Annotated in this window: 10 protein-coding genes; all 10 read right to left on the reverse strand. The window is 62.1% G+C overall.

Annotated elements, in window-relative coordinates; genetic code table 11:
- Complete coding sequence (locus EO99_RS0104500) at window positions 1-3,000, reverse strand: 2-oxoglutarate dehydrogenase E1 component (protein WP_029617450.1); 3,000 nt, start codon at window positions 2,998-3,000, stop codon at window positions 1-3.
- A gap of 220 nt (window positions 3,001-3,220) precedes the next feature.
- Entirely contained in the window at window positions 3,221-4,123 is a 903-nt protein-coding gene (gene sucD / locus EO99_RS0104505) for a succinate--CoA ligase subunit alpha (protein ID WP_029617451.1), read from the reverse strand.
- Window positions 4,124-4,141: 18 nt separating this feature from the next.
- Window positions 4,142-5,335, reverse strand: coding sequence for an ADP-forming succinate--CoA ligase subunit beta (gene sucC, locus EO99_RS0104510; RefSeq protein ID WP_029617452.1), 1,194 nt, complete (start codon window positions 5,333-5,335; stop codon window positions 4,142-4,144).
- A 29-nt stretch (window positions 5,336-5,364) separates the two neighbouring features.
- Window positions 5,365-6,327 (reverse strand): malate dehydrogenase, encoded by a 963-nt coding sequence (gene mdh / locus EO99_RS0104515; RefSeq protein ID WP_029617453.1) that lies wholly within the window; start codon window positions 6,325-6,327, stop codon window positions 5,365-5,367.
- Between the two features lie 174 nt (window positions 6,328-6,501).
- Window positions 6,502-7,659, reverse strand: a complete 1,158-nt coding sequence (gene zapE / locus EO99_RS0104520; protein ID WP_029617454.1) for a cell division protein ZapE — start codon at window positions 7,657-7,659, stop codon at window positions 6,502-6,504.
- A gap of 27 nt (window positions 7,660-7,686) precedes the next feature.
- Window positions 7,687-8,208, reverse strand: a complete 522-nt coding sequence (locus EO99_RS0104525; protein WP_029617455.1) for a protease inhibitor Inh/omp19 family protein — start codon at window positions 8,206-8,208, stop codon at window positions 7,687-7,689.
- A 176-nt stretch (window positions 8,209-8,384) separates the two neighbouring features.
- Window positions 8,385-9,164: a succinate dehydrogenase iron-sulfur subunit gene (locus tag EO99_RS0104530; protein WP_029617456.1), complete on the reverse strand. Its 780-nt coding sequence runs from the start codon at window positions 9,162-9,164 to the stop codon at window positions 8,385-8,387.
- Window positions 9,165-9,182: 18 nt separating this feature from the next.
- On the reverse strand, window positions 9,183-11,024 hold the full coding sequence (sdhA, locus tag EO99_RS0104535) for a succinate dehydrogenase flavoprotein subunit (RefSeq protein ID WP_029617457.1): 1,842 nt from the start codon (window positions 11,022-11,024) through the stop codon (window positions 9,183-9,185).
- A gap of 6 nt (window positions 11,025-11,030) precedes the next feature.
- On the reverse strand, window positions 11,031-11,411 hold the full coding sequence (gene sdhD / locus EO99_RS0104540) for a succinate dehydrogenase, hydrophobic membrane anchor protein (protein ID WP_029617458.1): 381 nt from the start codon (window positions 11,409-11,411) through the stop codon (window positions 11,031-11,033).
- A 13-nt stretch (window positions 11,412-11,424) separates the two neighbouring features.
- On the reverse strand, window positions 11,425-11,817 hold the full coding sequence (gene sdhC / locus EO99_RS0104545) for a succinate dehydrogenase, cytochrome b556 subunit (RefSeq protein WP_029617459.1): 393 nt from the start codon (window positions 11,815-11,817) through the stop codon (window positions 11,425-11,427).
- Between the last annotated feature and the right edge of the window lie 194 nt (window positions 11,818-12,011).

Raw genomic sequence — 12,011 nt, forward strand, 5'->3', positions numbered from 1 at the left:
TCAGCCGCCGAGCGCGTCTTCAAGGAATGCTTCAAGCTGCGCCAGGTGCTTGGACATCAGGCCCGTGGCCGGCGAGGCCGCAGCCGGGCGACCGGTGTAGCGGACGCGCTGGTACTTGGCGTCGATATGGGCCAGAACCCATTCGAGGTACGGATCGATGAACGACCAGCCGCCCATGTTCTTGGGCTCTTCCTGGCACCAGACCATCTCCGCATTGCGGAAACGCGACAGCTCGTTGATCAGCGCCTTTGCCGGGAACGGATAGAGCTGTTCGATGCGCAGCAGGTAGACGTCGTCGATGCCGCGCTTCTCGCGCTCTTCCAGGAGGTCGTAATAGACCTTGCCCGAACACATCACGACACGACGGATCTTGGCGTCCTTCTGCAGCTTGATCGGGCCATCCTTGATGACCTCCGCATCGTCCCACAGCAGGCGGTGGAAGGAGCTTTCGCCAGCCATCTCCGCAAGCGTCGAGGTCGCGCGCTTGTGGCGGAGCAGCGACTTCGGCGTCATCAGGATGAGCGGCTTGCGGAAATCGCGCTTCACCTGGCGGCGCAGGATATGGAAGTAGTTTGCCGGCGTCGTGCAGTAGGCGACCTGCATGTTGTCTTCCGCGCACATCTGCAGCCAGCGCTCCAGGCGTGCCGAGGAGTGCTCGGGGCCCTGACCTTCGTAGCCATGCGGAAGCAGGCAGACGAGGCCGGACATGCGCAGCCATTTGCGTTCGCCCGACGAGATGAACTGGTCGAAGACCACCTGCGCGCCGTTGGCGAAGTCGCCGAACTGGGCTTCCCACAGCGTCAGCGCATTCGGACGGGCCAGCGAATAGCCATATTCGAAGCCGAGCACCGCCTCTTCCGAGAGCATCGAGTTGATGACCTCGTAGCGGGCCTGGGTCGGCGACAGGTTGGCAAGCGGAACGAAGCGCTCTTCCGTCTCCTGGTCGTAGAGAACCGAGTGCCGCTGGGAGAACGTGCCGCGTTCGACGTCCTGGCCCGAGAGGCGGATCTTGGTGCCTTCGACCGTCAGCGAACCGAAGGCCAGTGCCTCGGCCATCGCCCAGTCGATACCATCGCCCGTCTCGATCATCTGCGCGCGGTTGTCCATGAAGCGCTTGATCGTCCGGTGGGCGTTGAAACCTTCCGGAATGGTCGAGAGCTTGCGGCCGATGTCCTTCAGCTGCTTCATCGGCATGGCGGTCTTGCCGCGGCGCTGCTCGTCGGCATTGTCGGCGGAACGCAGCCCGGACCAGACGCCGTCCAGCCAGTCGGCCTTGTTGGGCTTGTAGCTCTGCCCTGCCTCGAACTCCTGCTCGAGGTGCGCGCGCCAGTCCGCCTTCATCTTTTCGAATTCGCCGTCGCTGATCAGGCCTTCGGCAATCAGGCGGTCTGCATAGATCTGCGCCACCGTCTTGTGGCCGCGGATCACCTTGTACATCTTCGGCTGCGTGAACGCCGGCTCGTCACCTTCGTTGTGGCCGAAGCGGCGATAGCAGAAGATGTCCAGGACGACCGGCTTGTGGAACTTCATCCGGTATTCGGTGGCGATCTTGGCGGCGTAGGTCACGGCTTCCGGGTCGTCGCCGTTGACGTGGAAGATCGGCGCCTCGATCATCTTCGCCACGTCGGACGGATACGGCGACGAGCGGGAGAAGGCCGGATTGGTGGTGAAGCCGATCTGGTTGTTGATGATGACGTGCATCGTGCCGGCGACGCGATGGCCGCGCAGGCCGGAGAGGCCGAGGATTTCGGCCACGACACCCTGGCCGGCGAAGGCCGCATCCCCGTGCAGGAGCAGCGGCAGCACCTTGGAGCGCTCGGCAAGCGGAACGATGCCGTCCTTGTCAGCGGTCTTGGCAAGCATGTCCTGCTTGGCGCGCGCCTTGCCCATGACCACCGGATTGACGATCTCGAGGTGCGAGGGGTTTGCCGTCAGCGACAAATGGACCTTGTTGCCGTCGAACTCGCGGTCCGAAGACGCACCGAGGTGATACTTGACGTCGCCAGAGCCTTCGACATCGTCCGGCTTGAACGAGCCGCCCTTGAATTCATGGAACACGGCGCGATGCGGCTTGCCCATCACGTTGGTCAGCACGTTCAGGCGGCCACGGTGGGCCATGCCGAGAACGATTTCTTCGAGGCCGTCCTGGCCGCCGCGCTTGATGATCTGTTCGAGCGCCGGAATCAGCGATTCGCCGCCGTCGAGACCGAAGCGCTTCGTGCCCTTGAACCGCACGTCGAGGAACTGCTCGTAGCCTTCAGCCTCGACCAGCTTCTGCAGGATGGCCTTCTTGCCGTTCGGCGTGAATTCCACGCCCTTGTGCGGGCCCTCGATGCGCTCCTGGACCCAGGCTTTCTCTTCCGGGTTGGAGATGTGCATGAACTCGACGCCCATCGTCGAGCAATAGGTGCGCTCCAGGATGTCGAGCATCTCGCGGACCGTCGCGAACTCCAGCCCGAGCACATTGTCGATGAAGATCTTGCGGTCGTAGTCGGCCTCGGTGAAACCGTAGGCGCTGGGCGACAGCTCGTTGTAGTCCTCCACCGGTATGGCAAGACCGAGCGGATCGAGCTTGGCGTGCAGGTGGCCACGCATGCGGTAGGCGCGGATCATCATGATGGCGCGGACGGAATCGCGCGTCGCCTGCAGCACGTCGGCCTCGTTGACCGTCGCTCCCGTGGCAACCGCGGCGGCCTCTGCCTTCGCCTTGACCTTCGTTTCGATCGCCTTTTCAACGACCGGCCAGTTGCCGTCGAGCGCCGAGACGAGATCTCCCCCGGCATCGATCGGCCAGTTCTTGCGCTGCCAGGACGCACCCTTGGCGGCCTTCTTCACGTCTTCCGGACTGTCGGCGAGCGCCTTGAAGAAGGACTGCCACTCCGGTCCGACGGAATTCGGATCGTCCTCATACCGGGCGTAGAGCTGCTCGATATAGGAGGCATTCGCGCCGTCGAGGAAGGAGGTGATGAGGAACTGCTCGTTGGCTTCTTGCCGTGCCATGATTTTCTTGCGGACGCCGCGCCCGCCTCCCGACGAAACTGAGGGCCAAAAGATAAGCGTCGGCCGTCGCTTTGATGGTCTTGTCTTTTGAAGCCGCCTGAGACGGCCACGGTCCGCGCCGCTTGACGCTGAACCCGCAAGGAAGGCGCCTGTTCCGCACCATCTTGCCGATAACGTGGCCGACCGGCGCAAGCCGGGCGGCCTTGATGCCTATGTGGCCTTAGCCCTTGAGGACTTCAACCAGCGTCGTGCCGAGGCGGGCCGGAGATGGCGACACCTTGATGCCTGCCGCTTCCATGGCCGCGATCTTCGATTCCGCGTCACCCTTGCCGCCGGAGACGACGGCGCCGGCGTGGCCCATCGTCCGACCCTTGGGGGCCGTCCGACCGGCGATGAAGCCTGCCATCGGCTTCTTACGGCCATTCTTGGCTTCATCGATCAGGAACTGGGCCGCGTCTTCTTCCGCGGAACCACCGATTTCACCGATCATGATGATCGACTGGGTGGCGTCATCGGCGAGGAACATTTCCAGGATGTCGATGAATTCCGTGCCCTTGACCGGATCGCCGCCGATGCCGACAGCCGTGGTCTGGCCGAGGCCTTCGTTGGAGGTCTGGAACACGGCTTCATAGGTCAGCGTGCCGGAGCGCGAGACGATGCCGACCGAACCCTTGCGGAAGATCGAGCCCGGCATGATGCCGATCTTGCATTCTTCCGGCGTCAGGACGCCCGGGCAGTTGGGGCCGAGAAGGCGCGACTTGGAGCGGTCCAGGCGTGCCTTGACGCGAACCATGTCCATGACCGGAATGCCTTCGGTGATGCAGGTGATGAACGGGATCTCGGCGTCGATCGCCTCGATGATCGCGTCGGCAGCGCCTGCCGGTGGAACGTAGATCACGGACGCGTCGGCGCCTGTGGCGTCCTTGGCTTCGGCCACGGTCGCGAAGATCGGCAGGCTTTCGCCCTTCGAGCCGGTCCAGGTTTCGCCACCCTTCTTCGGGTGGATACCGCCGACCATCTGCGTGCCGTAGTAGGCAAGCGCCTGTTCGGTGTGGAAGGTGCCGGTCTTGCCGGTCAGGCCCTGAACCAGGACCTTCGTGTCTTTGTTGACGAGAATGGACATTATTTCCGGTCCTTCAAATTAGGCGTTGATCGCAGCGACGATCTTCTTGGCGGCATCGTCCAAGTCGTCGGCTGCGGTGATCGCCAGGCCCGATTCGTTGAGGATCTTCTTGCCAAGCTCGACATTGGTACCTTCGAGGCGCACGACCAGCGGAACCTTGAGGCCGACTTCCTGGACGGCAGCCACGACACCTTCTGCGATGACGTCGCACTTCATGATGCCGCCGAAGATGTTGACGAGGATGCCCTCGACCTTCGGGTCAGCCGTGATGATCTTGAAGGCCGCCGCGACCTTCTCCTTGCCGGCGCCACCGCCGACGTCGCAGAAGTTTGCCGGCTCCTTGCCGTAGAGCTTGATGATGTCCATCGTCGCCATGGCAAGGCCTGCGCCATTGACCATGCAGCCGATGTTGCCGTCGAGGGCGACATAGGCGAGGTCCCACTTGGAGGCTTCGATTTCCTTGGCGTCTTCTTCGGTCTCGTCGCGCAGCGCCCGGACGTCGTCGTGACGGAACAGGGCATTGCCGTCGAACGACATCTTGGCGTCGAGAACGCGCAGATGGCCGTCCTTCATGACGATCAGCGGATTGACCTCCAGCAGCGCCATGTCCTTTTCGACGAACGCCTTGTAGAGCGCCGGGAACAGGGCCTTGGCATCGTCCGCGGCGGCACCCGAGAGCTCGAGAGCCTTCGAGATTGCAGCGACGTCGGCATCCGTGACGCCGGCTTCCGGCTCGATGGCGATCGTGTGGATCTTCTCCGGCGTGTCGTGGGCGACCGCCTCGATGTCCATGCCGCCTTCGGTCGAAACGACGAAGGCCACCTGACCGACCGACCGGTCGACCAGGAGCGAGCAGTAGAGCTCGCGGTCGATGTCTGCGCCGTCTTCGATGTAGAGACGGTTGACCTGCTTGCCGGCATCGCCGGTCTGCGCCGTTACCAGCGTGTTGCCGAGCATGTCGCGGGCGTGGGAAACCACTTCCTCGATGGACTTGGCAAGGCGCACGCCGCCCTTGGCATCGGGACCGAGTTCCTTGAACTTGCCCTTGCCGCGACCGCCGGCATGAATCTGGCTCTTGACCACATAGAGCGGACCCGGCAGCGACTTCGCAGCCGCCTCGGCCTCCTCGACCTTGAGGATGGCCACACCTTCGGCAACCGGAGCGCCGAAGCCCTTGAGCAGAGCCTTGGCCTGATATTCGTGAATATTCATCAGCGTTTCCTTGGATGTAGCTGGCGCGATTACTTCAGCGCGGGAGCGATGTTGATGCAGGCTTCGCAAAGACCGGCAACCGCGCCGACCGACTTCTGGAAGGCTTCTTCCTCGCTCTTGTTGAATTCGACCTCGATGATGCGCTCCACGCCACCGGCGCCGATGACTGTCGGAACGCCGACATACATGTCCTTCACGCCGTACTGGCCGGAGAGATAGGCAGCGCAGGGCAGCACGCGCTTCTTGTCCTTGAGGAAGGACTCGGCCATTTCGATCGCCGAGGCGGCAGGCGCATAATAGGCCGAGCCGGTCTTCAGCAGGCCGACGATCTCGGCGCCACCATCACGGGTGCGCTGGATGATTTCCTCCAGGCGCTCCTTGGTGACCCAACCCATCTTGACGAGGTCGGTGAGTGGAATGCCGCCGACGGTCGAATAGCGGGCAAGCGGCACCATGGTGTCGCCGTGACCGCCGAGAACGAAGGCGGTGACGTCCTGGACCGAGACGTTGAACTCCTCGGAGAGAAACAGACGGAAGCGGGAGGAGTCCAGCACGCCGGCCATGCCGACGACCATGTTCTTCGGCAGGCCGGAGAACTTCTGCAGCGCCCAGACCATCGCGTCGAGCGGATTGGTGATGCAGATGACGAAGGCGTCCGGCGCGTATTTCTTGATGCCGGCGCCAACCTGTTCCATGACCTTGAGGTTGATGCCGAGAAGATCGTCGCGGCTCATGCCAGGCTTGCGGGCAACGCCAGCGGTCACGATGCAGACGTCGGCGCCTTCGATGGCAGAATAGTCACTGGCGCCGGTGAGCTTCGCGTTGAAGCCTTCGACCGGGGAAGACTGGGCGATGTCCAGACCCTTGCCCTGCGGGATACCATCGGCGATGTCGAAGAGGACGATATCGCCCAGCTCCTTGATGCCGGCGAGATGCGCCAGCGTTCCACCGATCATGCCAGAACCAATAAGTGCGATCTTCTTCCGCGCCATCGAAAAGCTTCCTCTCCAGATCATTGTCCGCGACCGGACACGCAAGCCGGGCCGCCAATGTTCACATGGCCATACCGGAACCTGCTTGAAATAGCAATCGGTTCTTTGGAGGCCAGTGTTTTCAATCGGTTAAATGAATAAATTCTTACGTAAACGTAAGAATTTGCCCGTCGCTCACGAGTGACGTTGCGCGTGCACTGCCGCATAATCGGCGCTGCGCATCTCGAAAAGACGCGAAACCGTCCGGTCGAATTCGAACCCTTCCGTCCCGCGCCGTTCCGTCAGGAGATCGTCGGGTGCGGCTGCGGCGGAAACGTAAAGCCGAACGGCGTTGTCGTACAATGTATCGACAAGGTTGATAAAGCGTTTGGTCTCATTGCGTTTCTCCGGACCAAGCTGCGGAATCTGCTCGACGAAGATGGAATCGAAGCGCTCTGCGATCGCCAGATAATCCGCAGCGCCAAGTGGCCTCTCGCAAAGATCGGCAAAACGGAAGCGAGCGGCCCGGCCGACCGCACTGGGAACCTTGATCACACGCCCCTTGCGCGGGACCTCCGACGGCATTGCGCGCTCGCCATCGGTGACCTGATGCCACGTAGCCTCCATCGCCGCATCGGCCTGAGGACCGAGCGGGGTCACATAGACGGGAAGGTTTGCAAGCTTCTCCATCCGATAGTCGGTCGGAGACTCCAGCGATACCGTCTCGACGTGCTGCTGCAGCAGATCGATGAAGGGCAGGAAGAGGCCGCGGTTCAGTCCATCCTTGTAGAGGTTCTCCGGCGCGACGTTCGACGTCGCGACAAGCACGCAACCGAGGGAGAAGAGTTCGTTGAACAGCCGGGCAAGGATCATGGCGTCGGTGATGTCCGTCACCGAGAATTCGTCGAAGCACAGAAGCTCCGCCTCGGCGTAAATCTCGGCGGCCACAGGCGGAATGGGGTCCGCCTGCTTTGTCTGGCCGCTCTTCAGCCTCATCCGGTGCTCATGCACCCGACCGTGCACATCCGCCATGAACTCGTGGAAGTGAACCCGCCGCTTCTTGTCGGTGGCCGCCTTCTTGAAGAACATCTCCATGAGCATGGTCTTGCCGCGACCGACACTGCCGTGGATATAGAGCCCGCGAACCTTGCTGGGCCGGGTGCTGCCCTTGGCAAACAGCCATCCGAGCGCGCTTTGCTTCCTGGCCGGACGAGCTTCCCGAAGGTCGCCAAGCACGCGGTCGAGCTTGGCCGCAACCTCGAGCTGGGAGCGGTCTGGAGTCAGACTTCCTGCCGCGGTCTTGACCTTCAGCTCTTCTACGACGCTGTGCGTGTAGTCGGGAATGGCTTCCATAGAGGAGGAACGTGCTCCCTGGTGCCGCTAGCGGCTGAGGCTGACCGGCTGCCCGGAGTTGGTGGTACCGTCGAAGCGGTTGTCGGCGCTCTTGTAGACGCGGCCGATGACGTTGCCGGCGCGATCCTTGAACTGCACCATCTTGCCGGACACTTCCCAAGAGCCCATCGCGGTCAACTCGCCGGCGCAACCGCGCGTGCCCCCGCGCGAACCGCTTCCGAGATTGGTCAGCGTCAGGAACATGTCACAGGAACTGCCGGCGTTCGAAACGCGCCAGTTGCCGACCATCTGCTCCTTCGTCACATCCAGGGCCGTTGTCGGAGCCGAGGCATTCGGATCGAGCGATGCCGTTTCCTGCATCGGCGCCGTCGGGAACTGCGTTGCGCCACCGGGCGGTGGCAGCTGGTTCGACTGAACCTGGGGAACAGGCTGCGCCTGCAGCGGGGCAGGCTGCGAAGGGAGATTGTCGTAGGGGCTGTAGGAGGTGCGTTGGCAACCGGCGAGGGAGACGGCGACCATCAACCCGGTGGCGACATACCTGAACTGCATCATTTCACTCCGATCTTTTGCTGCACCCGGTGCTAGTGATGAAACACGGCGGAATTATCGCGATAGATTAGATCGAATCAACCGCAAGCACATCCCTGACTTAGCATCACAGGCTCTTGCCCGCAAAATGGAACAGCAGGCGCGAACATCAACCGGCGTCGCGCCTGAATTCTATTCTATACGCGGCGCTCGACCATCATCTTCTTGATCTCGGCGATCGCTTTCGCCGGGTTCAGGCCCTTCGGGCAGGTCTGTGCACAGTTCATGATCGTGTGGCAGCGATAGAGCCGGAAAGGATCTTCCAGATCGTCGAGACGCTCGCCCTTGGCCTCGTCGCGGCTGTCGATCAGCCAGCGATAGGCCTGCAGCAAGACAGCCGGACCGAGATAGCGGTCGCCGTTCCACCAGTAGCTCGGACAGGAGGCGGAACAGCAGGCACAGAGAATGCACTCATAGAGACCGTCGAGCTTCATGCGGTCTTCGTGGCTCTGCTTCCACTCCTTGGCCGGCGGCGGCGATACCGTCTTCAGCCAGGGCTCGATCGAGCGGTGCTGCGCGTAGAAGTTGGTGAGATCCGGCACGAGATCCTTCACGACCGGCATGTGCGGCAGCGGATAGACCTTCACGGTCCCGCCGATGTCTTCCATGCCCTTGGTGCAGGCCAGCGTGTTGGTGCCGTCGATGTTCATTGCGCAGGAGCCGCAGATGCCCTCCCGGCAGGAGCGGCGCAGCGTCAGCGTCGGGTCGATCTTGTCCTTGATGTACAAGAGACCGTCCAGCACCATCGGCCCGCAATCATCGATGTCGATGTAGAAGGTGTCGATACGCGGGTTCTGACCGTCGTCCGGATTCCAGCGATAGACCCTGTATTCGCGAACGTTCTTTGCATCGGCAGGCTTCGGCCAGACCTTGCCTTCGGTCATCTGAGAGTTCTTGGGAAGAGTGAGTTCAACCATGTCCGGATCCTCTCGAGATCAATACACGCGCGCCTTGGGCTCGATCTTTGCAGGATCGATGCCTTCGGCGATGAGTTCGGTGTGAACCGGGCGATATTCCAGCCGGACGCCGCCGGCATCGTTCAACCAGGCCAGCGTGTGCTTGCGCCAGTTGACATCGTCGCGGCCGCCGAACGGACCATCGGTAAAGTCTTCACGGGCGTGGCTGCCGCGGCTTTCCTTGCGCGCCTCGGCGCCGTAGACGGTCGTGATCGCGTTCGCCATCAGGTTTTCGAGCTCGAGGGTCTCGACCAGATCGGAGTTCCAGATCATCGAGCGGTCCGTGACCTTCGTATCCTTCAGCTCGCCCCAGATGGCCGACATCCGGCGACAGCCTGACTCCAGCGACTCCTGGGTCCGGAACACGGCGGCATCTTCCTGCATGGTGCGCTGCATCTTGTCGCGCAGCACGGCCGTCGGCGTTCCGCCGTTGGCATTCCGCAGACGGTCGAAGCGCTCCATGATCTTGTCGCAGGCGGCCGTGTTGAGGGCCGGCACCGCCGCCGCCCGGTCGATCACCTGGCCGGCGCGGATCGCCGCGGCACGGCCGAAGACGACAAGGTCGATCAGCGAGTTGGAGCCGAGGCGGTTCGCCCCATGTACCGATGCGCAGCCCGCTTCGCCGACGGCCATCAGGCCGGGAGCGATGCGTTCCGGATTGTCACTGTCCGCGTTCAGCACCTCGCCCCAGAAATTGGTCGGAATGCCACCCATGTTGTAGTGAACGGTCGGCAGCACCGGGATCGGCTCGCGCGTCACGTCGACACCGGCGAAGATCTTCGCGCTTTCGGAGATCCCCGGCAGCCGCTCGTGCAGGACGGCCGGATCCAGATGGTCGAGATGCAGGAAGATGTGGTCCTTGTTCTTGCCGACGCCGCGACCCTCGCGGATTTCGAGCGTCATGCAACGGGAAACCACGTCACGCGAGGCAAGATCCTTGGCGGAGGGCGCATAGCGCTCCATGAAACGCTCGCCTTCGGAATTGACGAGATAACCACCTTCGCCGCGCGCACCTTCCGTGATCAGGCAGCCTGAGCCATAGATCCCGGTCGGGTGAAACTGGACGAATTCCATGTCCTGCAGTGGCAGGCCGGCGCGGGCAATCATGCCGCCGCCGTCACCGGTGCAGGTATGGGCGGACGTGGCGGAGAAATAGGCGCGGCCATAGCCGCCGGTCGCCAGCACCACCATCTTCGCCGTGAAGCGGTGGATCGTGCCGTCGTCGAGGTTCCAGGCGACCACGCCGGTGCACTGGCCATCATCCGACATGATCAGGTCGAGAGCGAAATACTCGATGAAGAATTCCGCATTGTGCTTCAGCGACTGGCCGTAGAGCGTGTGCAGGATCGCGTGGCCGGTGCGGTCGGCAGCGGCGCAGGTGCGCTGCACCGGCGGGCCGGCACCGTAGTTCTGCATGTGGCCGCCGAACGGCCGCTGGTAGATCTTGCCTTCCTCGTTGCGCGAGAACGGCACGCCGTAGTGCTCCAGCTCGTAGACCGCCTTCGGCGCCTCCATCGCCAGATACTGCATGGCGTCCACGTCGCCGAGCCAGTCGGAGCCCTTGACGGTATCGTAGAGATGCCACTGCCAGCTGTCCGGCGTCATGTTCTGGAGCGAGGCGGCGATACCGCCCTGCGCCGCGACCGTGTGCGAGCGCGTCGGGAAGACCTTGGTGATGCAGGCGGTCTTGAAACCTTGCTCGGCCATGCCGAGCGTCGCGCGAAGACCCGCTCCGCCCGCGCCCACGACGATCACGTCATAGGAATGGTCGACGAAGGTATAGGCCTTGCCTGTCTGCGCAATGGGAGTGATGGATGCCATGACGGGTTATCCTGCGAATGCGATTTTCAGGACGGCGAAAAGACAGAGACCGCCGATCAGAATTGAGAAGAAGCCGTTGAGCATGATGGCCACCATCTTCATGGTCTCCGAATGGACGTAGTCCTGAATGACTTCTTCCATGCCGAGGCGCATGTGGATGACGCTCGCGATCACCGTCAGCGCATTGATCGTCGCGATGAAGGGATTGGAGAGCGCGCCAACAACCTCGGCGTAGGGACGTCCCACGTACATGACCAGGAAGCCGACGTAGAAGAGAAGGAGAGGCGTCAGCGCGATCGATGTCGTGCGCACCTTCCAGAAATGTTCGGTGCCGCTTTTGGCGGAGCCGAGGCCGCGAACTTTTGCAAGCGGTGTACGCATGTCCATGAGCCGTTCCTCCTCAGCGAACCAATAGCACGACGATCCACACCAGGACGGTGAGACCGATCGACGCAACGAGATTGGCCTTCGCCAGCATGGTCGAGAATTCCTTCTCGAAGCCGTAGCCGAGGTCCCACATCATGTGGCGGATACCGCCGATCAAATGATGAAGCAGAGCCCAGGTGTACCCGAAGAGGATGATCTGGCCGACCAGCGAGCCGAACAGGCCATTGACCTGGTTGAAATTCTCCTCGCCGGATGCAGCAGCAATCAGCCAGGCGGCAACAAGCACCGTGCCTAAATAGAGCGCTGCACCGGTAATACGGTGCATGATCGACATGGCCATGGTGGGGATGAATTTGTAAATCTGCAGATGCGGCGACAGGGGCCGGTTTTTAGTCACGTTCGCCATCAGGACCTCACGGCGTTGAAGCGTTTCCGGGCTTTTGCACCCGCCAATGCACCATGCCGAAGAAATGTGCATTGCATCATTAGGCGTGGTTTAGTTCCCGACATGCTCTACGACAAGCGATTTCAAACGGATCTTAAATTTTAATCGATTGGTGCCCGAACCCCTCGATTTCCGTAGTGGCGCCTGCCGATCGA

It is taken from the genome of Pseudorhizobium marinum, from assembly GCF_000705355.1.
Lineage (GTDB): Bacteria > Pseudomonadota > Alphaproteobacteria > Rhizobiales > Rhizobiaceae > Neorhizobium > Neorhizobium pelagicum.